This window comes from Chromobacterium vaccinii, from assembly GCF_000971335.1.
Lineage (GTDB): Bacteria > Pseudomonadota > Gammaproteobacteria > Burkholderiales > Chromobacteriaceae > Chromobacterium > Chromobacterium vaccinii.
Genome location: NZ_JZJL01000006.1, coordinates 68,751 through 93,594, shown reverse-complemented (window position 1 = coordinate 93,594; position 24,844 = coordinate 68,751). Strand labels below are relative to the sequence as shown.

General features: G+C 58.5%; 23 protein-coding genes. 8 read left to right on the top strand and 15 right to left on the bottom strand.

Translation table 11 applies throughout. The annotated features are described in order from the left end of the window. Window positions 1-23: 23 nt before the first annotated feature. From VL52_RS04665 to VL52_RS23740, 15 genes are all read right to left on the bottom strand, one after another. Window positions 24-1,088: an EscU/YscU/HrcU family type III secretion system export apparatus switch protein gene (locus VL52_RS04665; RefSeq protein ID WP_046155942.1), complete on the bottom strand. Its 1,065-nt coding sequence runs from the start codon at window positions 1,086-1,088 to the stop codon at window positions 24-26. Window position 1,089: 1 nt separating this feature from the next. After that, on the bottom strand, window positions 1,090-1,863 hold the full coding sequence (gene sctT, locus VL52_RS04660) for a type III secretion system export apparatus subunit SctT (protein ID WP_046155941.1): 774 nt from the start codon (window positions 1,861-1,863) through the stop codon (window positions 1,090-1,092). 4 nt (window positions 1,864-1,867) lie between these two features. Continuing rightward, complete coding sequence (locus VL52_RS04655) at window positions 1,868-2,128, bottom strand: EscS/YscS/HrcS family type III secretion system export apparatus protein (protein ID WP_046155940.1); 261 nt, start codon at window positions 2,126-2,128, stop codon at window positions 1,868-1,870. A 20-nt stretch (window positions 2,129-2,148) separates the two neighbouring features. Beyond that, window positions 2,149-2,808 (bottom strand): EscR/YscR/HrcR family type III secretion system export apparatus protein, encoded by a 660-nt coding sequence (locus VL52_RS04650; RefSeq protein ID WP_046155939.1) that lies wholly within the window; start codon window positions 2,806-2,808, stop codon window positions 2,149-2,151. After that, window positions 2,798-3,697 (bottom strand): YscQ/HrcQ family type III secretion apparatus protein, encoded by a 900-nt coding sequence (locus VL52_RS04645; RefSeq protein ID WP_052729138.1) that lies wholly within the window; start codon window positions 3,695-3,697, stop codon window positions 2,798-2,800. The genes VL52_RS04650 and VL52_RS04645 overlap by 11 nt, the downstream gene beginning before the upstream one ends. After that, on the bottom strand, window positions 3,697-4,065 hold the full coding sequence (locus VL52_RS25545; protein ID WP_268753679.1) for a SpaN/EivJ family type III secretion system needle length determinant: 369 nt from the start codon (window positions 4,063-4,065) through the stop codon (window positions 3,697-3,699). The genes VL52_RS04645 and VL52_RS25545 overlap by 1 nt, the downstream gene beginning before the upstream one ends. A gap of 1,397 nt (window positions 4,066-5,462) precedes the next feature. Then, the gene (locus tag VL52_RS04635; protein WP_046155936.1) at window positions 5,463-5,918 is read right to left on the bottom strand and encodes a SpaM family type III secretion system protein; all 456 of its coding nucleotides are present in this window, start codon (window positions 5,916-5,918) and stop codon (window positions 5,463-5,465) included. Further along, window positions 5,902-7,176: a type III secretion system ATPase SctN gene (gene sctN / locus VL52_RS04630; protein WP_326980817.1), complete on the bottom strand. Its 1,275-nt coding sequence runs from the start codon at window positions 7,174-7,176 to the stop codon at window positions 5,902-5,904. Before sctN ends, VL52_RS04635 begins: the two co-directional genes overlap by 17 nt. Before the next feature lie 86 nt (window positions 7,177-7,262). Then, entirely contained in the window at window positions 7,263-9,359 is a 2,097-nt protein-coding gene (locus VL52_RS04625; RefSeq protein WP_046155978.1) for an EscV/YscV/HrcV family type III secretion system export apparatus protein, read from the bottom strand. Between the two features lie 94 nt (window positions 9,360-9,453). Then, on the bottom strand, window positions 9,454-10,608 hold the full coding sequence (sctW, locus tag VL52_RS04620) for a type III secretion system gatekeeper subunit SctW (protein WP_326980816.1): 1,155 nt from the start codon (window positions 10,606-10,608) through the stop codon (window positions 9,454-9,456). Further along, window positions 10,598-12,286, bottom strand: a complete 1,689-nt coding sequence (gene sctC, locus VL52_RS04615; protein WP_046155934.1) for a type III secretion system outer membrane ring subunit SctC — start codon at window positions 12,284-12,286, stop codon at window positions 10,598-10,600. Before sctC ends, sctW begins: the two co-directional genes overlap by 11 nt. 41 nt (window positions 12,287-12,327) lie before the next feature. Further along, a complete protein-coding gene (gene invF / locus VL52_RS04610) occupies window positions 12,328-13,095 on the bottom strand; it encodes an AraC family transcriptional regulator InvF (RefSeq protein WP_144410159.1) in 768 nt (255 codons plus the stop codon). A 316-nt stretch (window positions 13,096-13,411) separates the two neighbouring features. Continuing rightward, window positions 13,412-15,280 (bottom strand): ADP-ribosyltransferase, encoded by a 1,869-nt coding sequence (locus tag VL52_RS23745; protein WP_082113626.1) that lies wholly within the window; start codon window positions 15,278-15,280, stop codon window positions 13,412-13,414. A gap of 291 nt (window positions 15,281-15,571) precedes the next feature. Further along, window positions 15,572-17,260, bottom strand: a complete 1,689-nt coding sequence (locus VL52_RS24380) for a hypothetical protein (RefSeq protein ID WP_144410158.1) — start codon at window positions 17,258-17,260, stop codon at window positions 15,572-15,574. Between the two features lie 145 nt (window positions 17,261-17,405). Then, entirely contained in the window at window positions 17,406-17,855 is a 450-nt protein-coding gene (locus tag VL52_RS23740; protein ID WP_082113625.1) for an InvB/SpaK family type III secretion system chaperone, read from the bottom strand. Between the two features lie 900 nt (window positions 17,856-18,755). On the opposite strand from VL52_RS23740, the gene VL52_RS04590 reads away from it, so the two are divergent. From VL52_RS04590 to VL52_RS04555, 8 genes are all read left to right on the top strand, one after another. Further along, window positions 18,756-20,420 carry a HilA/EilA family virulence transcriptional regulator gene (locus VL52_RS04590; protein WP_046155930.1) on the top strand — a complete coding sequence of 555 codons (1,665 nt, stop codon included), beginning with the start codon at window positions 18,756-18,758 and terminating at the stop codon, window positions 20,418-20,420. 135 nt (window positions 20,421-20,555) lie between these two features. Next, the gene (locus VL52_RS04585) at window positions 20,556-21,746 is read left to right on the top strand and encodes a PrgH/EprH family type III secretion apparatus protein (RefSeq protein WP_052729135.1); all 1,191 of its coding nucleotides are present in this window, start codon (window positions 20,556-20,558) and stop codon (window positions 21,744-21,746) included. A 16-nt stretch (window positions 21,747-21,762) separates the two neighbouring features. Then, window positions 21,763-21,990, top strand: coding sequence for a type III secretion system needle complex protein (locus tag VL52_RS04580; RefSeq protein WP_046155929.1), 228 nt, complete (start codon window positions 21,763-21,765; stop codon window positions 21,988-21,990). 46 nt (window positions 21,991-22,036) lie between these two features. Further along, window positions 22,037-22,333 carry a type III secretion system inner rod subunit SctI gene (gene sctI, locus VL52_RS04575; RefSeq protein ID WP_046155928.1) on the top strand — a complete coding sequence of 99 codons (297 nt, stop codon included), beginning with the start codon at window positions 22,037-22,039 and terminating at the stop codon, window positions 22,331-22,333. Beyond that, the gene (locus VL52_RS04570; protein ID WP_046155927.1) at window positions 22,330-23,049 is read left to right on the top strand and encodes an EscJ/YscJ/HrcJ family type III secretion inner membrane ring protein; all 720 of its coding nucleotides are present in this window, start codon (window positions 22,330-22,332) and stop codon (window positions 23,047-23,049) included. Before sctI ends, VL52_RS04570 begins: the two co-directional genes overlap by 4 nt. After that, window positions 23,042-23,650 (top strand): type III secretion apparatus protein OrgA/MxiK, encoded by a 609-nt coding sequence (locus tag VL52_RS04565; RefSeq protein ID WP_046155926.1) that lies wholly within the window; start codon window positions 23,042-23,044, stop codon window positions 23,648-23,650. Before VL52_RS04570 ends, VL52_RS04565 begins: the two co-directional genes overlap by 8 nt. Beyond that, a complete protein-coding gene (locus VL52_RS04560) occupies window positions 23,607-24,338 on the top strand; it encodes an oxygen-regulated invasion protein OrgB (RefSeq protein ID WP_144410157.1) in 732 nt (243 codons plus the stop codon). Before VL52_RS04565 ends, VL52_RS04560 begins: the two co-directional genes overlap by 44 nt. Then, window positions 24,335-24,811, top strand: coding sequence for a hypothetical protein (locus tag VL52_RS04555; protein ID WP_046155925.1), 477 nt, complete (start codon window positions 24,335-24,337; stop codon window positions 24,809-24,811). Before VL52_RS04560 ends, VL52_RS04555 begins: the two co-directional genes overlap by 4 nt. Window positions 24,812-24,844 lie beyond the last annotated feature (33 nt).

Here is a 24,844-nt window from a genome sequence, read left to right as displayed (position 1 = left end):
TTGCGATATGCCCATGCCAAGCGCTAGATCGCATCCTGCTCATCCTGTCCAAAAGACTGCTGACCTGCGTTCTCCACCTCCTCCAACCACACCAGCAGGCGCAGCACCGCATCGATCTCCTCCATGCTGATGAAGGAGTAACGGCGATGGCTGGCGAAAATTCGCCGCGCCAGCGGGATATCCCGAATCACCGGCACCCCAACCTTTTCGGCATAGGCCCGCACCGCCAGCGCGCGCTGGTTGGTCTCCAGCACGGAAACCAGCGGAATCGGCGACAACTCGGGTTTGAAATAGATGCCGATGGCGATATGGGTGGGGTTGGCGACGATCAGCCGCGAGTTGGAAACATCCGACTTCACCTGCTCGGACAGGATTTCCATATGCACCTCGCGGCGGCGCGACTTGACCTCGGGATTGCCTTCCTGCTCTTTCATCTCGCGCTTGACCTCTTCCTTTTCCATCTTCATGTCCTTCATGAACAGGAAATACTCAGCCAACGAGTCCAGGACAATGATCAAGGCGATGCAGCCCAGGCAGGTCAGCACCAGAGACAGCAATAACTCGCGCCAGATGGCCGCCATGTCCATCGGGCCACCATGAAGCTGGGCAAACAGCAATAGCTTGTGTTTGCGCCAAACCACCACCGCTGCCACCGCAAAGCTGGCCAAATACAGCACCGCCTTCACCACCTCCTTGACGGTCCGCAGACTGAACAGCTTCTTGAAGCCCTGCACCGGGTTCAGCGCCTCCAGATTGAGCTTCAGCGCCTCGGTGGCGAGCACAAAGCCGCTCAGCAGCAAGGAAGGCAAGGCGGAAGCCAGCACGCACAGCAGGAAAATCGGCAGCAGCAGCTTGATGCCCAGCCAGACCACTGCCATCGCGTAGCCCTGCATGCCCAATTGAAAGCCATGCGCGACCGCCTGGCGGAACACGCCCATCAATTCAACCAGCGAGCCAAAGGACACCAGGTAGACCACGCCGGCCAGCGTCAGGCAGGCGACGATCAAGTCCTTGCTCTTGAAGGACTGGCCTTTCTTGGCCGAATCCCGCAAGCGCTTATGGGTGGGCTTTTCTGTCTTGTCAGCCATCTCAGCGCGGCGCCGCCAGCCAAATGGACAAGGCTTCCGGACGGAACGACAGCTGGGCGACTGCATTCGGCAGCACCGGCGCGAAATAGAGCAGTAAAATCAGCAGCGCCACCGCGCTCTTCACCGTCATCGCCACCGAGAATGCGTTCAGCTGCTGGGCGAAGCGCGACAGCAGGCCCAGCGTCATTTCCGTCAGCAACAGCGCCGCCACCAGCGGGCTGGCCAGCACGATGGCCTTGGCCATCACCCTGCATATCAAGGCCAGCACCGGAAACAAGGCCGGCATGCCGGCGGAGAGCGGGTCGCACAAGCGATAGCTTTGCGCGAACAATTCCAGCATCAGGCTCATCCCCCCGCCCTGCAGATAGATGACCGCCGCAAACAGATTGAACAGATTCGCCAGCTCGGAAGTGTCGACGCCGTTGGCGGGATCGACGCTGCTGCTGAAAGTGGCGCCGCGCTGGTTGTCGATGATGCTGCCCAGCGCGTGGAACACCCAGAACGGCCACGCCAGCAGAATGCCCAGCAGCAGCCCCACCATCGCCTCGCGCAGCAACAGCAACGGGAATGGCGGCATGTCGGCAGGCAGCTCCGCCGCGACCGGATGCGGCCACAAGCCCTGCGCCACCAGCATGGCTACGGCTGTCCGCGCCACGCCGGTCAGCACATTGTTATTGAGGAAAGGTAGGATGAAGAAAGCCGGCCCCACCCTGGCGAAACCCAGCGCCGCGGTGGCCGCCCAGCCATGGATATCGAAGAACAGATCCAAGGGCATGCGATCAGCCCTTGCTCAGCGCCAAACGCATCGCCTCGCGGGCGAAACCCAGCAGCGTCTCGCCATACCAGCCGGACAACAGGAACAGGCACAGGCTGACGCTGAACAGCTTGATGCCGAACGGCAGCGTCTGCTCCTGCAATTGCGTGACGGTCTGGAACAAACCCACCAGCAGACCGATGACGGTGGCCACGATGATGGGCCAGGCCGACATCAGCAACACCAGGTACAGGGCCTTGTTGCTGGCGAATACCAATTCATTCATGAAAGCGCCTCTTCAAGCCGTCAGCCCGGCAGGTCCAGGTACTGCTGCACCAGGCCTTTGGACAGCAGCGTCCAGCCGTCCAGCGCCACAAACAGCACCAGCTTGACCGGCACCGAGATGGTGACCGGGCTCATCATCATCATCCCCAGCGCCAACAACACGCTGGAGATCACCAGATCCACCACCACGAAAGGCAGGTACAGGTAAAACCCTATCTTGAAAGCGCCCTTGATCTCGCTCAGCGCATAGGCCGGCAGCAATGCGAAGATGGACGGCTGCTCGGCGGCGGCGGCATTTCCCTGCTCCTGCTCAAACCGCTGCGCCTGCGCTTTTTCGAAGAAGCGAACCAATTCGGGATCGGAATATTTCTGCAGATAGGCGCGGTAGCCATCCAGGCCGTTGGCGACGAAGTTGCTCACCGAGTCGATGCTGGAGAAGCTGACATGCTCGTCCTGGTAATAGCTGTGCGCCTGCTGGGCGATAGGCATCATCACAAACATCGACAGCATCAACGCGATGCCGTTGAGCGTCATATTGGACGGCACCTGCTGCAGCCCCAGCGCATTGCGAACCATCACGAACACGATGGAAAACTTGATGTAACACGTGCCCGATGCGATCAGAAACGGCAGCAGCGTGGCGAACGCCATCAAGGCGATCAGCGACATGTCATTCGACATCGCCCGCGCCCCCCAGCCACTGCGCCACCTCGATGCCCAGCTGCCCATCCAGCTGCACCAGCTCGCCCCGCCCCAGCAGCGCGCCGTTGGCTCTCACCTCCACCCGCCGCTCGGCATCGGCCGCCAACGGCAGCAATTGCCCCTGGCACAGCTTCCGCAATTCATCCAGCGTGACCTGGCTCTGCTGCAACACGAACTCAAGCCGAACCGGCAATTGGCCAAAGCTCCCCATAGCCGCTTCGCTTGCCTGGCCCGCCTCTTCTTCCTGCCACTCCATCCTGATTTCCCCATCGAATTGTTGATAACGTCCCACGACAACGCCGTTGCAGCTCACCCGAGCCGCCGGCTGCTGAATCAACAACATGTCGCCTAGGCGCACGCTCCGCAGCAAATCCAGGGAGATATCGCTCCTGCCAAGCTCGAAGCACAGTGGCAGAGGCAGGCGCGCAAGCGGGTCGGCTGCTGCCGGCATCGGACTTTCCGACGCCAAGACCTTATCCAGCCATACCGGACCTTGCGGCGTCGCCACGCGCAATAGTTCGCCGCGCGGCAATTCACCGCCGCCAACCTCATCCCCCACTCTCAGCCTGCGATAGGCCAATTCAGGCATCGGCCACTCCAGCGGCGGCTCGCAAGCGGCGATCAATTGCGCCACCATTCCGTCCTCGACTGCGCCGCGGGCCAATCCGGCCAGTTCAGGCGCCACCTGCTCCAGCCAGACCCGCGGCTCCAGCCAGCCGTGCCAGCGCCGCTGCTCATCCCCCACCGGCAACCATCGGCCAACGCGCGGAGCGGCTTCCATCGACGCGTCCCAGCCTTGCTCCCGCCAATGCGCCGCCAATTGCGCAAGCATCCGGGACTGCCGGTCCACCCGGCGCAACTTCAACATCAATCGTCCTCCTCCTGCTCGACCTGCGGCTGGGGATCTTGCCGCTTCTCGCCGCCATCGCGCCCCAGGCTCCACTGCTGCGGGTTACCTGACTGCCACTGCTCGCTCAACCGCTGCTGCACCAGGCTGTCCGATGGCAGCAACTGCAGCTGCAAGCCGGTGGCTCCCGCCTGCGTTTGAATCGTCACCGCATGCTCGCCTGCCCAGCGTTGAAAGCGGTAACTCAGCCCCGACGGTGCTGGCTCGGACTCCGCATCAGCCGGCTTGGCCGGCGCGCTCTTCCGCTTGGCCGAGGGCAATAGCGGCTCCGGCCCTGCCTCGCGCGGCCTTAACGGCAAGGCTTGGCTCCCCGCCGCCGCATAGGCCATGACATCCGGCGTCGCCTCCGGCGGTTTGCGCGGCGCGGCGGCAGGCCTTCGCGCCGGCGACGACAAAGGGGCTGGCATGGAACTGGGCTCTGCCGCCGGTCGCCAATCGCCCACCGGGGGCGCGCTGGCCGGTGCCGGCGCGATTGCTAGCGCTTGCCGGTTGTCCGCCTTGGCCAGCGGATGCTCCCAGACAGGCTGAGGCAAAACCTCGTACGCTGCCGGCAAGCCGTCTGGCGCGAATTTCATCTGCGGCATCAGCTCGGATAGCGCTGGCCGCCCAACAGCAGTCCCCTCGACCAGCGCAGAGGGGAGCATGGCGGAGCCCGCGTCATGGCGGGCTCTACGCTCCCCCCGCGCATCGCCGGCTGGCGGCGTTTTCGCCACCTTCTCGGCCTGTGGTGGAAGCTTGCGTTCCAGAACGGGTTCCGCATGCGAAGCGGCTCCCGCCTCGGGGGCTTCTATCGCAGGCCGACTGTCGGCGGCGAACCGCGGCGGCGTCGAGACAAGCGCCGGCTTATTCACGCCGATAGCCGCAGGCGAAGCGTCAAGCTGACGTCGATCGCGCCTAGACACCGGCTCCCGCGGCCGAATCGTGGTTGCGATCGGTGTGGCAAACGTCGGAGTCGGAGCGGCATTTGGCAAATCCCCGGCGGCAAGCTGCTGCCGGCCCGAAAATGGCGGCCGCTCCGCGATCCGCTCTCCCGCCAGCCGTAACGGCTGTACCGGTAAGCCGGCATCAATTCGTGGCGCAGCTTCGACCGCCTGGGGCGGATCCGAGACAGGCGGCTCTCCTGCCGGCGCCGGCAAACGCTGCGTTGGCGGCAAGGAAGCGGTGGCCGGCAGGCTGGCCCGGACAACATCACCCACCTGGGCCTGGCCGCGCGGACTCGGCCCCAGCTTGGCCTCCAGATGCGGCTCGTCGATCTGCGCCGCCGGGGATCGCCTATCCGCCGCCTCGCGTCCCCGAGGCAAAGATGGAATCGGCGTCGGTTCCCCAGCTCCGTCGTCCTCGGCCAGGACAGGCCAGGCCATGGCCGCAGCCTTGGCCTCAACCGCCAACGCTGCGGCCGCCTGAACTGGATGCGGCGCATCGCGAACGGGGCGCTGCGGCGGCGCCGGTCGCGGCGTCTGTCCGGAACCCAATCGCCCTGTCTCAGGAGAGTGCGCGCCGCCGGATTGCAAGCCGCCGCCATGGCTCAACGCGGGCGTCCCGCCCCACGGGGGGTCGGCGCGGGGCGGCAACCATGGCTGCAGGCATGGTTGCGCCTGGCCATCCTCATCCTTCCGCTTGGCCTCCTGGCTCCACTCCTCTTCCAACCTGGCGATCCAGTCGTCCATGCCGTCGTCCTCCCCGCTCAGGGAAAGCTTCATTGCCGCGCCATGGACGGCGCTTGGCGTCACGGTTCCCATTTCGTCCTATCCTCCAGTTCGCTTTCTTCTCGCCGGATAGCTTCCAGGCGCTCCTGCCGACGTCTGAGTTGCGCCCAGCGCTGGTATTTGTCTTCCTTGCGCAGCCAGAACCGGTGCAGACCCGCCTGCTCCTCCCGCTGCTGCGCCAATTGCCCGCGCTGCTCGCGCAATTGGCCGATCTGCAAATCCAGGTCCTGCATGCGGTGACGCATCACCGCCTGTTTGCGGTGCAGGGTGAACAACTGGCTGCGCTCAAGCACCGTTCCCGCCGGCCGCTGCGCATGCAGCAATTGGCGCAAGCCCTCGATCTGCGCGCCCATGTCGTCGATTTCCCGCTGCAGGGCGCCATCGCGGCGCGCCAGTTGCGCCAGCGCCTGCTCGCAGCGCGATTGCGCAAACCGGCAACGGCGCAATAGCGCGCCGATCTTAAGCAACAAGCTCATGCATGCCCTTCAGGGTGGCCGCGAACGGCGAATGCTGGCTCATGGGCTGGCGCAGCCATTGTCTCAACGCGTCGCGCGCCCGCATCGCCTTGTCGTTGTCGGCGTTCTCGCCTGGCCGGTACTCGCCCAGGTCGATGAACACCTGCAGCTCGTCCAGCCGCGCCATCAAGCCGCGCACCGCGGCGGCAAGCTGCTGATGAGAGGCCTCGGTGACCTGTCCCGCCACCCGGCTGGTGCTCTTGAGCGCGTCTATCGCCGGGTAATGCCCTTGCCCGGCCAGCTTGCGGCTCAAGTAGATGTGGCCGTCGAGAATGGAGCGGATTTCATCGGCCAGCGGATCGGGCTCGTCGTCGCTTTCCAGCAGCACGGTATAGAACGCTGTGATGCTGCCCTGGCCCGTCGCGCCCGGCCTCTCCAGCAAGCGCGGCAGGCTGTCGAACACCGACGCTGGATAGCCACGCCGCGCCGGCGGCTCACCGGCGGCCAACGCCACATCGCGCAGCGCGCGGGCATAGCGCGTCATCGAGTCGACAAACAGCACCACCTGCTTGCCCTGTTCGCGGAAGTGCTCCGCCACCGTGGTGGCCAAAAGCGCCGCGTTGCAGCGGTCCACCGAGGAATAATCGGAAGTGGCGTACACCAGCACGCAGCGGTCGCGCTTGGACGATTGGCGCAAAGCCTCGACAAATTCAGTCACCTCGCGGCCCCGCTCCCCCACCAGTCCGATCACGAAAACATCCGCCTCGGTCTGTTCGATCAGCATGTGCATCAACATGGTCTTGCCGCAGCCGGCGGAAGCGAAAATCCCCACCCGCTGGCCGACACCGCAGGTCAGCAGGCCATCTATCGCCCTCACGCCGGTCAGCAGCGGTTCGCGCACGCCCACGCGCTGCGAATACGGCGGCGGATCGACGTCGATGCCCCTTCGTCCGCCGGCCAGGCCGCCGGTATCGGCGAAGCGCTCCACCACCTGGCCGATGGGATCCAGCACCGCGCCCAGCGCGTCGTCGCCGATCCAGGCCGAAAGCGCGCTGCCGGTGGGCTGCAGCACCGCTTCGCGCGACAAGCCCCGCGCATTGCCGATCAGGCTCAGCACCGCGCGCGCGCCCTGGAAACCCACCACCTGGGCGCGCGCCACCACCTCGCTGTCCTGCCAGCTGCGGCGTATCTCGCATAACTCGCCAATCGCCACATCAGGAAGAGCCGCCTCCAGGATGGGACCGGACAGGCGCTGCGGATAAGCCAGACGACGCAACATACGCGGCGGCTTCATCGCACCCGCCCTCTGCCGGCAAGGGCCGGCGCAGATACAAGCTCATCAACGGCCGACATCGCAGCTCTCTCTCAAATGGTTTTGATCACATTCACCGACACGCTGTCGGTGATTTCGCCGAAGGACACCACTTCCAGATCCAGAAAGCGGGTTTCAACCAGTTTTTTGATGAAGCGGCGCACATCCACCGATGCCAGCAGCACCATGTCCTTGTTCGCCACGTTCAAGCTGCCCAGGCCCACCGCGAACAGATCCATCAGTTCTTCCGAAACGGACGGCTCCAGATTGAGGAAGGCACCGGCCGAAGTCTGGCGCACGCCCTTGCGCACCACGTCCTCCACCTCCGCCGACACCATCACCGCGCGCAGCTCGCTGCCATTGGCGAATTTGTGGCAGATGTAGCGCGCCAGCGCGCCGCGCACATGCTCCACCAGGTTGATCACGTCCTTTTCGCGCGGCGCCCACAGCGCCAGCGCCTCCATGATCAGCTTCATGTTGCGGACCGATATCCTCTCGACCAGCAGCCGTTGCAATACCTCGGCGATGCGCTGCACGGTGGCGTGGCGCAGCACTTCCTTGAGCAGATCGGGATAGCGTCCCTCCAGCTGGTCCAGCATGTGCTTCGCCTCCTGGATGCCGAAGTACTCGCCGACATGGCGGGCCAATAGCGCCGCCAGACACTGGTACAGCTCGTCCAGCGCCGGGCGCAGCTGGTAGCCCAGCTTGCCCAGCTTGTCTCCCTCTTCCGGCCTCACCCAGACGCACTGGCCGTCGCCCTGGGAGGTCTTCAGCGGCTGGATGCCAAACCCCTCGATTTCGTCCGAATAATTGACCACCCGCAGCAGATCGAAATGCACGACAAACGACTCGGCGCGTATCTCATTGATCAGCAACACCACTTGGTTGTCTTCCATCGAGGCCGAGTCGCGCAGCAGCATGTCGGGCAGGCGCACGCCGTAGTCGATGAAGAATTGGCTGCGCAGGCACTCCGCCAACTGCAGGCTTTCCAGTTCGGCGCGCCTGACCTTGGGGACCAGCAGAATCAAAGGCACCGTCTCGGTAGCTACTTGATCCAGGTTTTCGATCAAGCCCAGCGAGCTTCCCTGGCCCCCGCTCTTGGCCGCGCCACCCGCCGGAGCCGGCGTTTTATCCTTGCCGGCTTTGCCAGACTTGCCCGCGGCGGACGCCTGCGGCGCAGCGGCGGCCTTGGCCGCCTTCCACCGGAAATAGAACAACGCCCCCAGCGCGCCGGCCAGGATCAGGAACACCAGCAAGGGGAAACCCGGCAACATGCCCACAGCCAGCGCCAGGCCCGCGGTCACCACCAGAACAAAGCGGTTGCCCAACAGCTGGCTCACGATATTGCGGCCCATATTGTCGCTGTCGCCATTGACCCGCGTGACGATGAAGCCCGCGCTGATGGCGATCAGCAGCGCCGGGATTTGCGCGACCAGGCCGTCGCCGATGGTCAGCATGGTGTAGGTGGACAGCGCGGCGGACAGGCTCATGCCGTGCTGCGTCACACCGACGGCGATGCCGCCGATGAAATTGACGAAAATGATGATGATGCCGGCGATGGCGTCGCCCTTGATGAACTTCATCGCGCCGTCGAACGAGCCGTACAGCTGGCTTTCCCGCTCCAGCACGCTGCGGCGCTCGCGCGCGGCGTCGGCGTCGATGATGCCGGCCCGCAGGTCGGCGTCGATGCTCATCTGCTTGCCGGGCATGCCGTCCAGCGAGAAGCGCGCCGCCACCTCCGCCACCCGCTCCGAACCCTTAGTGATGACGATGAACTGCACGATGGTGACGATGGAAAACACCACGAAGCCCACCGCCAGGCTATCGCCGATCACGAACTGGCCGAAGGTGGCGATGATCTCGCCGGCATCGGCCTCGATCAGGATCAGACGGCTGGTGCTGATCGACAACGCCAGCCGGAACAACGTGGTGATCAGCAGCACCGACGGAAAAGTGGAAAAGCTGAGGATGCGATCGATATAGAACGACCCCATGAACACCAGCATCGCCAGCACGATGTTGAGGCCGATCAGGAAGTCCACCAAATAAGTGGGCAGCGGGATGATCAGCATCGCGATGATCATCACCATCAGCAACAGGATCAGCAATTCAGGCCGCGAGCGCGCGCCGTTCAACAAAGAAGTCAACACCGTCATTCATCCAGAAAATCAGACGCTCAAAGCGCCTTTCATAAGGGAAAGCAGCAAGCGAAATCCTGCGCGGCAGGGCTTGGCTGGCGGCTCTCTACCCCGCGGCTCTCCTCCCGTTGCGCCGCTCCACCTTTTCATGCCGGTAGGCGATGCCCGCCAGGTGCCGGAACTCGTCCAGCAGCGCATCCATCCATTCCTCGTCCGGAAACAGCCTGGGCGGCAATGCCTTGCATGCCTGATACAGCGCGTACAACAAAGACGAGCGGTCGGCATGGCGGCTCAACAGCGCCGTATCCCCCACGGTTTCCGCCAAAAGCTCGTCCACCTGCTGCGGCTGCTGCAAGAGCGACAGCAGCAAAAACAGCCAGTCGGCCTCGCTGGAATTGAATCCCCGCACCAAGGGATTGCCGAGCAACTTTCCGACAAACAGGCCATCGGCGGAGCGCAGCAGCTTGAGCTGGGTCAGCCTGCCGAGCAGATTGCCGAACTCCAGTCGCGAGCAACTGGGGTCCAGCGAATCGATATCCGCCAGCAAAGCCCCCTCGATGAAGTCCAGCACCACGCCCCGCTGCGGATAACCGTAGCTGGCGACCCAATCCTGATAAATCGCCGCCTCCGGCGCCTCGCTCTGCAGGAACTGTCGGTAACTGGCCCGCAACAGGCCTGGATTCAAATCCAGGGCCTTGCCGAACAGCTTGGCCTTCAACGCGCTGTTGACGCCCGCTTTCAGCTGTTGCGGATCGGCCTCTTCCTCCGCCTGGGCCAGCAGCGCCTGCAGCCGCTTGCGCGACACCTCGTCCAGCTGCTTGCGCCGCGCCAGCTGGCGCAGCACCAGGATCAGATCGCTGTCGTCCGGAAACTGCGAACGCACCCTGCGCAGCAGCTCCTCGGCCGGCACCTCATGCGACTGGACCACCTTGAGCACTGCTTCGGCCTTGGGCAGCGCGTCCTCGTCCAACACCCGCTCGAAGCTGTCCGCCAGATTGCCCCGCTTCTTGTCGTAATCGCGCCGGCTGCGAAACTGGGTCAACACCGCCGCCATTTCATCCGAGGACTGGGCCGCGCGCTGCAGCAGCGCCGCCGGGCTTGCCTCTTCCGCCAGCTCCGCCTCGGTCAGCTGCGCGTCGGCCTGCCGCGACTCGCTCTGCTGCAAGGCATCGCGCCGGGCTTCTCGCTTGGCGTCCAGCTGGGCCTGCTGCTTGAGCGTGCGCAAGCCGATGCTTGGCGCGGGCCGGGCATTAATCTCCACCGTCGGCGCCCCCGCCGCTCCGGCCCAGGTAGTCGCGCACTTTCTGCTGCAGCGGATCCACATCCAGGCCTTGTTGCTTGGCGATGCCGCCAAATAGGTCGTTGGCGTCCGGAGTCAACGGATCCGCGATCTCGCGCGGCTGGATCAGAAACACCCGCACGGTATTGGACAGGCTCTGGCGCTGATAACGGAACATCCTCCCCAGCACCGGCAATTGCCCCAGGACAGGGATCGACGCCTGGTCGTCGCTGCTGGCGTCGCGGGTGAAGCCGCCGATCAGCAGGCTCTTGCCCTGCGGCACCCGCGCCACCGTGCTGATCCGGGTCCGTCCCACTTCCGGCGTGGCGGCGTCCCTGTTGTCCTGGCTATAGTCCGGCGCCCGCGCCTCCCGGCCGTCCTCGATATTCAGCGACATCTCGATCTGGCCATTGGCCGCGAAGCGCGGCAGCACGCTGACCAGCGTGCCATAGGTGACATGCTGCAAATCCACGCTGCGCTCACCCACCAGCTTGGTGTAGAAGGTGCGGTTGTTGTCGAAGATGGCCGGCACGTTTTCCTGGGTCAGCAGCACCGGCCGCGACACCACATTGGCCTTCTTCTTTTGCGACAAGGCCATCACCGATGCGATGAAGCGGGTGCCGTCCAGCGTGCTGAGCGAGCCGTTGGCGTTGAACGACACCCCCAGCTTGTTCCCCACCGACACCTGGCCGCGCCAGTCCACGCCCAGCTGGTCCAGATCATCCTTTTCCATATCGATGATCCACAGCGACAGCTCGACATGGCGCTTGGCCACATCCAAAGCCGCCACCAGCCCTTCGATGAAACGCACCTGCTCCGCCGAGCCCTTGACCAGCAAGCTGTTGGTATCCGGATAGGCGATCACCTTGATGTCGCCGGCGGCGGCGGGACGGGCGAACGGATCCGGCGGCGTGGCGCCGGCTTGAGCAGATGCGGCTTTGGCATCCGCCAAACCGGGCAAAGGCGGCAAACCGGCCGGCAGCGGCGCCTTGGCGGCGGCATCGTTTGCCGCGGGAGCGGACGATTGCGACGCCAGCACCGACTTCTCCTCGCCCGCCAACAGCTTCTCTATCACCGTGGCCATACCGGGAATGACGATTTTCTGATCGCGCATCTCATAGCTGCGATCGCCGACAAAAGTATTGCTGAGCTTGATCACGCCTATCTTCTGCCGGCCCAGGTCCATGCCCTCGCTCTGCTTGTCCATGAAGCTGGCGGCATTGCTCACCATATCCACGTATACCGGCGGGCCGGACAGATAGAAGGTGCCGCTGCGATTGTCGCCGCGCAGCGGATAGCGCTTGTCGTACAAGCCGGATTTGCGCAGAAAGCCGTTCAATGTGGTCAACGACACATTGCGCAGCAGCACCACCGAATTGCGGGTCTCGCTGGAGTCGTAAACGTAGATGGCCTGGCCGTCGTAGTACCAGATCAGGCCCAGTTGCTGCGCCAGCTTTTCCAGCAAAGCCTGGGCATTGCCCAGGTCGAACTCGCCGCTCACCTGCTTGCGGGCCGCCTGCTTGCTCAGAATCACTGGCTTTTTCAATTTGGCGGAGATAGCGTCGAACAAGGCCCGCAGGCCGTCCTGGCGGGCGACATAGCCCGCTCCATCCTCCGTTCGCCCGGCATCCGGCGCGGCATGCGCCAAACCCGGCTGCAAACAAGCCCATCCCAAGCACCATGCGCACAACAAAAACTTGTTCATTTGACCGTCAGTTGGATGAGATTGGACAAGGCCCGCGGCGAAACGCCATACAAATCCTTGATTTCATTTGAAAAATGCGCAGCCGAGGCATAGCCGTGCTTGAGCGCGAGCCGAGTCAGGCTTTCCTTGCTCTCCACCGCGTCCAGCAGCGAGCGCGCCGCCCGCCAGTCGCGCAGCGTCGTTTTGGCGGCATTGCCCAGCGCATGCCGGCATAGACGGCGAAAATGGGAACTGGATACGCCATAACGATCGCCAAGCATCTGCAGCTTTCCGCCGCACTCGGAGTTGGACAGCAGAAAACGCACCAGCCAATAGCTCTCATTGCGGCGCAGCAGCGCCAGCAACGCGGCAAAGGGTTCCGTCGGCTCCAGCAATTGGCGCAAAAACCAATACTCGCAACGGCGCTTCTCGGACCAGATCGACAAGTCATCCAGAAGCAAGCATCCACAGCGCCCCGCCTCGTTCACCGGCGCCAGCGCGCGCGCTTCGTCGATGAAAGCCAGCAGCTTGGCCAGCGGCTCCAGCCGGATGGGATGAAAGCTCAAGCGCCCCGACTGCACCGACAAGCGCAACCTGTCCAGCAACAGCAAGCCCTGCCAAGCTGCCGGCAGCGTCCAGCTTTCGTCTCCGGTCGGCCAGCTCAATTTCAGCTGAGCGCCGTCGCCTGCCAACGGCAATAACAACCAGGCCTGCTGGCCGGCGATCTCGCGCCGTCCTGAGGTTTCCAGAGTTTGCAAAGGGTGAAGCACATGGGTTTCTGTCATCGCGCCGGCTCCGGGCTACGGCAATTGCCGGGATGACATCAGTGTGCGGGAGGAGAGGGAGGGAATCCTGATGGGAATGTGATGGCAATCCCTACGTATCGTGTCAGAATGGAATGCGCCAGCCAAAATACTAGAAACGAAATTTAAATACTACGTACTTAAGAAATAATAACAAAGGCATCCACTTTCACATAAAGCTGCATGCCACGATAACTGAGCATAAAATTAACAATAGAAAAGTATGACTCCCAACCCCATCGAAACCATGCTACCAAGAAAACCCTCCATTAGATCAACACCAGATCATTTATTGACATTATAACTTCTTCAACCATCTTTGATCTCCTCCAGCAAGATCCAACGCAGATAAATTATTTGCCGTTTTTCTCCGACCCTCCTCACTTCTCGTTCCCACTTCCTCTACAACCGTCTTATGTACATTGTCTTTCTCATAAAAAGCGGAAAATATCGTTTCAAATTTTGTATTTCTATTATATAAAACCTCTTTCTCGCTAGGTATTTGCGACATCGATGATATATCCAAGCCGGACCGGCCAAACACCACTGCCTGATAATTTTTACTCGATCCCCAATGATAAAAATTCTCAGCCTGCTCCACGCTGCGAGAAGTTGAAAGATATTGCAACGTAGAATGAACAACCCCTTCCTCCCTATACATGGAGCCACCACGAGACCCTCTAAATGTTTTAACCACGTCGATACGGCTCTGTTTCTGAAAAACTTTTTGCAGGTTATCATCAATGATTTTCTGCTGAGCATCCAAAGCATTTCCATCGCGCAGATTTTTATTCAAATCACGATATGAACTTCCACTATAATCATGAATTGCTTTCCTCTCTTCCCTGGTCAGATCAATAGTCGTATTTTTATTGAGTGAAACATTCGAACCCAAAAAAGGCTTAAAAATCTCGCCACCGCCAGCCTTTTCACTCAGCCCTGACGCCGCCCATCCACTATCATATTGATTTTCTTTAACATTTTCCGCTTTCAATTGCTTGTGATGGCTCAAAATACTATCGAAAGGCATACTCTTCACTTCAGAAAGCTCAGAGTCTGTTAACTGATGAAACGATTCATAAAAGGGGGCATCCTTGCGAATCATCTCAGCCAAATTAGAGCCAAACATGCCAGCGCCAGAATCCATCTTCATTGGAACTGAATGAAACTTCAAACCCTCAACGCCTCCCAATACTTGGGAAAGCTTGAACTTCACAATGGCGGCATAGTTATCCTCAAGTCCCTCAGGATAAAACAAAGCCACAGATATCTTACCATCTACTACTTTACAATCTAAAATAGCAGATTCTAAGCCATTTCTCCTAGACAGTGCCAATTGACAAGCACCATCGATCCCTTTAATTTTCCCTAGGACAATCTCGCCAAAATTTTCCGCATCCCAAATCAAGCGCCCATTTTTTCCATCCTCCTTTCCGGACTGCGAAATTTTTAACTTATTCATACTTCCCAAATAAGATTGAAGTGGGAGGAAATTAGCCCCTGCAGACCCCTTGCTAGCCCCATCATCGCTTTGGTTAGCGAAGTCCAGAAATACACTCACCATACTCTCTCTTGAAAAAACACCTTCTGCTGGAGGAAAATTACTCCACCAGGCTGGTACCTCTCCTTGCTCATTGAATGCATTTACACGATCTTTGACTAACGCAGGAACTGGATCCAAATGCTCCCCATCTCCATCGACCCTAGCGGCAGCCATCAGAAGCACCTTAGGAGAATCATTAGAAAAATCTTGATTCATCACACTTTCTTTAACAGTAACCAACCCCTTTTTAGCTAGAAAATCATCACTCACACCCCCCATAATAATGGCATTTTGAGCACAGCTTCTGATTGCATTGGCTACCTCATACCGACTGCTATCTGCACCGTACATCACGGAGCACAGACATTCTTGCGCATAGTTGGCGACCTCTCCCTTACCCAACGCCAAATTCATTAAAAACTCTATGCTTTCACCACACCCCCCCTCCGCTCGTACTGCCAAGGTAAATAAATATGCTTTTACGGAATGCCAGTTACCAAGCTTCTGATCAAGGGATAGACTCTCATTCACCTTACCAAACAACTCGTTCATAGCACTTTGATGCCCCAAATGAGCATACATTGGTGCATCGATAAAATTTCCAATAGATTGTGGCATAGTCATAATCTTTTCAAATTAAAATCAAATAAAATCTTTGCTAAATAAATCAATCAAACTATTGCCAGCTCTCCTATAGATTAAACAGGCTATTCTCTGGAGCATCCCTTACCACGCTACACAGAATTTTCCGATTTAGCTGCTTAATTTCTCATCATTGGAAACACTAGCCACATTCATACAATATGATATACCTTCGCCACTCATCTAGAAAAATTTACGCGCCGATCGTATCTCACGCCACATGACGGAGTATCAAAGCAATCTGCACCACTTCGTTTTAGAGGAAGTTCGTACCTAATAAGACCATGTAACAATTTGGTTTCTATCCATCTTGGGTGGCTGAAAAGAAAACTCATTACCAGCCTTGTAGACCACACACGCCTCCTGACGAAGAGCCATTACTTGAGCACGAGCAACAAGCTCAACATCACTATATTCTGTCAAATGATTTACCAATAATGTCTCCACATAATTTCTTACAGTTTTATTACCACTAGAATTTACAAGAGCACTCCTAAACTCATTGAATAATTCTTCGCTCATCCCATACTTTAATTGATATGAAATCTTATACCCTCGACTAAAATCTGGAAATTTTGCAACTTTATGATCAACCAACCTATCTTTTTCGATATAGCCATCAAATGTTGTTTCAGCCTCGCTAAGAATAGCCTTAGTTAAATTAACTCTCCCCTGCTTTTGCAAGTCAAGAATTTGTACCCCTCCAGTTTCCGGGTTATAGTCCTCCAGTGGGTGCAATGTTATATATACCTTTCCAACATAACGGTTTTTAGGTGTTGCTTGATTATTATACTCAGGATAGAGCACATTATCCCTCTCCCCCTTGTACGACTTATCCCCATATGCATATCTATTTGCATGAACAGGAACATCTCCCGTGGAAACTCGTGGATTTCTTTTACTTGATAGCTCGGAGAAAAGTATGTCTTTCGGACGATGAGCCTGCCCGCTGCCATCAACCGCCCTGCTTAAATCTCCTAAATAATCATTCATGTTCATTGAATAGAAATGACTATGCATATCATGCACGGTTTTAGGATTAAATTTATCAGTTGCCGAAGGAAGGCTGCTCCGCACTTGCAAGTGCACAGGATCTTGCTCATCGTATTTAATTTTCCTCAGCGCACTAATAGTCTCATTAATCTTTTGACCAATTTCACTTAATCTTTCAATATTAGACTCTGTCCATTTCGATATATCAAAATCAAACCCTGCCTGATCCAAAGCCGCCAACGAATACATCGGCCTAGCAATCTCATTAGTTTTTCTATGATTGAACCGTTGCTCTTTGCTAAACCCACCATCCCCTACCCTATAATGCAAACCACGATACTGAGCAACTTTGAATTTCACATCCTTTGGCAGCATAGCAATAGCATCACCAAAGCTCATCGTTCTCAAATTCTTATTTAAATCGCCCAACGCACTCACATATTTTCCTTCGACCTCTCTCAACGAAGAACGCTCAAAAACTTTTGCCGTATTTGCTGTCAAAAACCTAGAATCACCACGTCTAGTATCTGCAACATTATTATTTTTCACCGCATCACTTGAAAAGATGCCGCCATTTATTTCCGATTCACTCCCTGTGTAACTAATTTTGCCCAACCGCTTAATATTGGCTTGCTGATTCTTATTAAACACATCTGTATTTACTTTTGAAATATGCTCATAATCACTCCCTTTCCATCGATCCCCCTCTGCAAAATTTTGGTATCCTTCTTCATATTCACTATCACTATCACTATCGTACTTCTTATCCATCCGCGGATGCTTACTACCCGACTCACCTTGCAAGCCTTGACTCTCTTGACCTCGCTCTCTCTTCGCACCAGATGGCACTCTTCCATCATTGCTGATACTTAAAAGATTCATATCAAATTCGGACCCCACTCTATCCGGGGCAGCGCTCGCTGTTACCCTATTCAAATTTACAATTGATGAATCAAATTTCAAGTCCATACCACCCCCAATTAAAAATAGCGTCAGCGCTAAAGGTAAGCCATGGTTCTCTACAAAAGCTCTAAATATGAAACACGCCTTAACCTAACTGCCACTCAGTCAAAAGCGCATGCGCTCAATAAAACCCACCATCACGAGATTTAGATCAAACCCATTGTAAAACAGTGCATAATCTTTCGAGCCTATAGTAAAAATTTGACAAGACATTTGCAAACACACCACCATCAGTAAAATACTGAAAATCAAGTAGGATTTTAAACTCATAACCATACTCTCCAAGCTCAAATTCAATTTCTCCACCTCCTCCCAACAATAGAGGCTCCATCAAAACTAGAGAAATTCCCTCGCATAGCTGCAAGACCATACTCTCACTCAATCCATCAAAAGCACTCCATATCCACACCCCATCCTCTCCCATAGAAAACATGATGCTTGGAGTATTAACAAACTTCATAACCACTGTTGAATGATGATCAAAATGACTAATTTTATTTTTGTCCACCCCCATCTCTCTCAACCCTTGAGATAGCACCTCTGTCAAATTAACTGATGCGCGGTCGGTTACCAATAGCGAGTCAAAATCATTCCTATGCATTAGGCCATGCCTTTTAAAATATCAGCTGCTTTGATATGAAATTAAATTACAAAACCACACAAGCCTCATTTTCTTGCTACTCTAATTTCATCTATGAATTTATCATTATTATTTTATAAAATTAAGCAACAGTGCACCGTTCACACCCAATCAGTGTAGATAACCAAGTACGTTATTTAGGTCATATCAAATCGATTTATAGATAAAAGCACTAAATTGATTAATAGTTCGTACCATCCCCACCACCAAGATGAGTGCCATACATCCTCAGTTACCACATTCAAAAAAATGTACAGTCCAATCACTGTCTTACCAACATCCCGGTACTTAAAAAATTGAAATTTGCCGAAAATTCACAGCATGTGACAATGATGCGAAGATGAATCAGGCCTAGATTATTAAAATTCTTTCATCAACTTTTAAGCCTCATTTCGCATAGCATAAAGTAAATGCTCTTATGTGCTATCGAGACGTGAAAAAACTCTGAGGAAGACTGCCAGCTCCTCCAAGTTCAGCACCGAATCTAGTAAAACATCATCATGGTTTAAAAATCCTCGTCAGTAGGACATGCCATATCAAATGAATAAAGTTAGATATAAAGAATGAAAACTTGCGACTCTCCATCATTCAGAGTGAGACTGACAGAGCACTCATACTCTCCATGACCCGTCCTGAGCGGGCTAAACCATAGCGCACACCTCTGGCGGAGACTTGCAGAAAACGCTCCCCGCCTCTGACCGCCCGCCACTACGCCGCAAAATTCGCAACTGACGGGAATCCCATTGTCAATCCACACCCACGCTGATAATATGTTTGATATGATATACATCATAGCGAACATTTTCCAAGGAAGGCATGCGCTGTGAGCACTTGCGGCCCAGCCCGCGACAGGGGATAGAGATGGTGAACAACGACGGCTTCATCAACCGGCAATTTGTGTTTGGCGACTTCATCCTGCACTTCGATGGCAGGCTGACTCATCACGGCCAGGCCTTGCCCATACCACCCAAGGAACTGGCCGTGCTGACCGCGTTGCTGGAAGCCGCCGGCGAGCTGGTAAGCAAGGATGCGCTGCTGGACCGGGTATGGCCGAACGGCGACGTCAACGAGGAGTCGCTCACCCGTTGCATTTGCGCGCTGCGCCGCCTCCTATTGGAAAACAAGAAGCAACGGTACATCGATACTGTCTACGGCAAGGGCTACCGTTTCTGCCGTCCGGTAGCGGTCGTGGCTCAACACCGCCCGACGGAAGCCAGCGCCTCTGTCGCCGTGCTTCCCTTCCGCGCGGAAAACCAGCTGGACAGCCAGGCGCTGCACGGCGCGCTGGTGCAGAATCTGGCGCGTTACGCTCCCTTCGGCTTGCGCGTGCTGCCCGCCACGCTGACTCGCCATTGCCATGGAGTGGCCGACATCCACGCCCTGCTGGAACAACTGTCTCCCGATTACTATCTAGCCGGGCAAGCGCAAGGCGCGGGAGAGACCTGTATCTTGCGGGTCGAGTTGATCCGTACGCGCGGCCATCAATTGGTTCACCATGAGAGCATCGCTCTGGCCGGCCTGCACCCGATGGCGCTTCAAGCCCGGCTGAGCGATCTGCTGGTGCAGCGCATCCCCGATCTTCGCGGCGGCCATACCCGCGAATTAGGCTCCCTGGATACCGCCATCCCTTATCTGAACGCCATGCATGAGCTGCGGCAGCACTCGCCATCCAGCCTGCGCCGAGCGCTCAGCCAATTGCATCAATGCACAAGCCATACCCCCGGACATGCGCCGTCCTGGCGCGGTCTGGCGGAATGCTACCTCTCGTTGGCCCAACTCGGTTTGTTCGATCAGGACGCGGCGCTGACACAGGTCCGTCTGGCGGTGGACAAGGCGGTGGAGCTGGATGCCGCTCATCCGCAGACGCTGGGATTGCTGGCGCTACTGGGCAGCCTGCGCGGCGAACGCGCGCTGGCCGACGCGCTGTTTGAACAGGCTAGGCTGCTGATGCCGCAATCGGTAGAGGTGTGTTACTACCATGCCTGGCACTTGTTTTTGTCAGGCCAGCTCTCCCAGGCGCAAGCGGCGCTGGACACCTGCCTTGAACGCGATCCTTCCCGCATCGCCGCCGGCGTGCTCAAGCTGTGGCTGGCCTTCTACCAGGGCCGCGTCGATGAGGCGGTGGAGCTTGGGCAGAGCCAGTTGCGCCGCTATGGCCAAAACCACCCGGTATTGCAGAGCCTGCTATCGCTGATGCTGTCGCAACGGCGCCAACACCGGGAAGCGCTGGAATTAGCCCTGGCCGTGCGCGCGGCTGGCGAGGAAGCAGGCTTGCTTGAACTCAACCGTTGCTGCGTCGAATACGCCAGCTCGGGCGACCGCGCCCCGCTGCAGGCCTTGCAAATCGACAGCCGCCACATGCGCGCCAGCTTGTTGCCGCTAGTGCTGGCGCGCGATGGCCGGGAAGCGGCCAAGCAATTATGGCAACAGCTGCAGGCCGGAAATTACCCCTGGCTGCCGGCATGGAGACAGGATCCCCGCTTGGCGGAATTGTTCGCGCCGCAGGCGGTATCGACTGCGACATGAGGCTCGACCTGTAGCCGGCTTGAATCTGATCACGACCGCCAAGATTGATCGCCTTTTCATCAGGAATGATTTGGCCGCCACGCCTACAGTGGCAGCGAAGATCGGGACCTTCCCGCAGCGCTTGATAAAGACACCATGCTTGTAGAAGACAACCACCCATTCGAGCCAGCCGCCATTGTCGCGCGTCTGCTCAATAGCCCGCTGCGCGGCTGCGAATTCCTGCTGCGGCCCGGCAGAACGCTGTTTCTGGTAGGTCCCGGCGAAGCGCTGGCCGATCCGCGCCAATTGCCGGAACTGCCTGGCGACACCTTGTATGTGCCACTGGATCAGGATGGCATCAACTTTGAAGTACTGGTGGACGATGCCGCCACCATTCGCGAGTTGGGCTCGGATGAGGTGGCGGAGTACCCGGCTGATTTCAACCAAGTATTGCGGATAGGGGGGCTAGAGCTGGCGCTGCGGCCGCAGCAACTGGCTTGGTTGCCGGAAATTCTCAGCCATCCCAAGGGCGCGGCACTGCTCGCGTCCCCGGTGCCAGACCGCCGGCGCGCCCGCTGGTGGCCGCTGCTGGCGCTGACGCTGGCGGTGGTCGCTACCGGAGCAGTGTTGTTGGACGGCGCCTATGACAGCTGGGGCGATACGCCGCAACGCCAGACCGAACAACTAGCCGCCTTGCTGGGCCGCGATACCCAACGCTTTCAGATCCTGCCTGGACACGATGGCCAGCTCTATGTTGTCGCCAACAACGAGCGTGACCGCAACTGGGCGCAACAAGCCTTGCTGCGCGGCGACTTTTCCCGTCCACCACAGGTGATCGGCCCCAGGCAGGAAAACGACCGCCTGGCCCGCTGGCTGGCGGACAAGCACCCGGAACTGGCCTATTTCCGCCTGCAACTGCGCGATCCGCGGCATCCACAGCTCTGGATCAGCCAGCAACGCGCCATGCTGATCGCGCCGGACAAGCTGCGGCTCAACGCGCAACTGGCGGAACAACTGCCGTACGCCGATCAGGTGGAGCTGGTAGCGATGGACGACGCCACCGCCGCAGGCGAAGCGGAAGCCGGCCTGGCGCGGCTGGCGTTGCCCTTCCGCCGAGACAATCATCCGGACAGCGTCACCTTCGTGATTTCCGGCACGCTGGAAGACGGCGAACTGCAACGCGCGCGCCAATTCATAGACGGCTATTACCGCCAATGGGGCAGCCGCTACGTGCAGTTCGCCATTGAATTGAAGGACAACTGGCTCAAGGGCAAGTCCTTCATGAATGGCAACCAGGGCTACGTCAAGATGGACGCCGGCCACTGGTATTTTCCCAAACCGCTTTAATCAAAGGAAACCGATCATGGCGCTTTATATCGACGAAATATCAACCAGCTTCAATGACACTACCAAGTTGCAAGGCGCAGTAGATGAATCTCTGAAAGCGCTCAAGGCATCGCCCTCAGACCCCACCCTGCTGGCCGACTACCAAAGCAAACTGTCGGAATACAACCTGTACCGCAACGCCCAATCCAACGTGGTCAAGGCCTTCAAGGACATTGACGCCGCCATCATCCAGAACTTCCGTTAACCCAAAATGCCGGCGCTTACGCCGGCATCTTGCCAGGAATGCCTATATGAATCCGATCTCAGGCGTGCAAGCGCCGGCCCTGATTCGCGATATCAGCCCAAGCAGCCAGCAAACCGTATCGTTGGAAGATCGGCTGATCCACGCCTTCGCAGAATCCGCCGTCGCCACCGGCGCAGAAAAAGACCAGATCATGCAAAAGATCGAACAGGCCAAGTCCCTCTCCAACCCCGCCGAGCTGTTCCAGCTGCAGCAGCGCACGTCCAACTACAACCTGGAAGTGTCCATGCTCAGCACCCTTGCCCGCAAAGGCGTGGGCGTAGTGGAAAGCCTGCTCCGCTCATGATGCGCAACAGCCTGAAAGCGGCATTGCTGGCGCTGCTGCTGAGCGGCTGCCAGCAGAAGGATTTGCTGAAGGGACTAGACCAGCAGCAGGCCAATGAAGTGATCGCCGTGCTGCAGCGGCACAATATCGAAGCCGACAAGCAGGACCGCGGCAAGACCGGCATCAGCATCGTGGTGGCGCAGCCGGACTTCGCCGCCGCCGTCGATTGGCTGAAGACCTACGACCTGCCGTCGCGCCCGCGCATGGAGGTGGCGCAGATGTTCCCCGCCGATTCGCTGGTATCGTCGCCCCGGGCGGAAAAAGCCCGGCTGTACTCCGCCATTGAGCAAAGGCTGGAGCAGTCGCTGCAGACCATGGACGGCCTCTTGTCCGCCCGGGTGCATGTCAGCTACGACCTGGACGCCGGCGAGGGCGGCCGTCCGCCGCAGCCGGTACATCTATCAGTGCTGGCGGTATACGAACGCGACATCGATCCGGAACCGATGATCAACAATATCAAGCGCTTTCTGAAGAACAGCTTCGCCGAAGTGGAGTATGACAATATTTCGGTAGTGCTATCACGGCGCAGCGAGGCGCAACAGCAGCAGGCCGGCGCTCCGGAACCCAGCAAGCTGAATGGTTTGCCCATGCTGCTGGCCGGGCTGGTCGCGGCCACAATGATGGCGGCCGCCGCCGTCTGGTTTTGGTTGCGCCAGCGGGAAAAGCCGCATGGCTAGGAATCTGGCAATATCGTATGCCGGCAGCGACGAGCAGGCCTCGCTGGTACGCGACATCCTGTTCAACCCTCTGGGCTATATCAATCCGCAGCGGCTGCGGCTGGCGGCGCGGCTCGACAATCACCAGGCGCGCGGCATCGTCAACGATCTGCTGATCAGCGGCTATGGACTGGATATCCACTGGCCCGCCGGCCCCCTGGACAGCATCGCCCGCCACTATCTGCGCCACTGGCGGCAACTGCCGCAGGCAGCCTACCTGATGGGATGCCAGATTCTGCGCTCAGGCTTGAGTTGGCAGGGCGCCATGCTCCGCTTGCCGGCCTGGGCGCAGAACTTCTCCTGCCAGGCATTGGATGCGTCGCCCTGCCCCCCGCCCGGACGAGCGCTCCGTCACAGCGATCTGCTGAACGCGGGCTACAGCCAGTTGCGGGCCTGGCAGGGCCAGTTGCCCGCCGCCATGGCGCAGCGGCTGCCGCTGCAATTCTCTCCCGTTGTGGACAACGAGGCGGCGGCATTTCCCCCCTCCAACGCCCTGTTACTGACCCTGGCTTTACAATATGCACGGAGACATCCCTTTGCCCCGCCAGCCGACCATTACTGACGGCGTGCTGATCCGCAGTCAGCAACTGCGGCGGCTGCGCCGGATCGACAATCTGGACCAGCAGGCCAGAAAACGCGCGCGCCAGTGCCTGGACGATGCCGAGCGAGAGGCTGACGCGATCCGGCGCCATGCTTATCGGGACGGTTATCAGCAAGGCATGCTGGCCGCGCTGGATCAGCTGGCGGCCCACTTGGCAAACAGCCAAGCGCAGGCGACGCGCTGGCGCGAGCATCTGTCCGAAGAGGCTCGGGCGATGCTGGCTGCGGCGGTGGATCACCCCGACACCCTGCTGTTGCTGCTGGACGAGTGGCTGCGCACCAGGGATGGCCCATCAGGAGACGCCGTCCTGCATTTGCAGCTTCCCAAACGCGCCCGGTCGCAGCAAACCGCGTTGATGGCGCTTTTGGCGGACAACTGGTTCGGCGCCATTCAGATCGACTATCACGACGACGATCGCTTCATCATGCGCTGCGCCGATCAAGCGGCCGAGTTTTCGCCGGAACAGTATCTGGAGCCCGCTAGCCGCCAACTGTCGCATCGCCTCAATACCTTGCCGCAAGAATGCCGGCAACTATCCGTCGCCGCGCTGGAGCAATTTCAACGCCAGCTCGGTCCGCGCCTGTCGGCGCTGGCTGCCGGCGCGGCGCCATCTCATCGCGACGACGATCGCCAGGACCCTATCGCATGATCCATCCCATCATCAACAACGCTATCGACGCCTCTGCGAATCCGGCGATCGACGCCATCGTCCCGCTACAGCAGCGGCTGGCGGATGCGTCGCCCACATCCTCCGCCGCAGCCGCGCCAGGCACCGACCCCGATGCAGCCCTCGATGCCCAGGCGATCGCCCTGCTAGCCGCGCTGCGGCAATTGCCGCCGCCGGCGTCAAATGCCCCGGAGGACAAGCAGGCCCATATAGGCGCAATCGCCAAACTGCTACGACAATTCAAGAACTCTAACGGCGGGCCCGCCTTCATCACTCTGGAGCAACAACGCGCGGCTCTGCAACGTGCGCTGGCGCTGACCTGCCCTGAGGAGCCGCTGCGGGCGCCTTTGACGACGGCGACGATGAGCGCCGTCAATCTGCAATTCCAGATGAAGCAATGGATGCAGGATGTCATGCTGTCGGACGGCACGCCGCCAGAGTTTACAAATTGGTAAGGCCCGCAAGGCGGGCCTCGATAATTTCGTCTG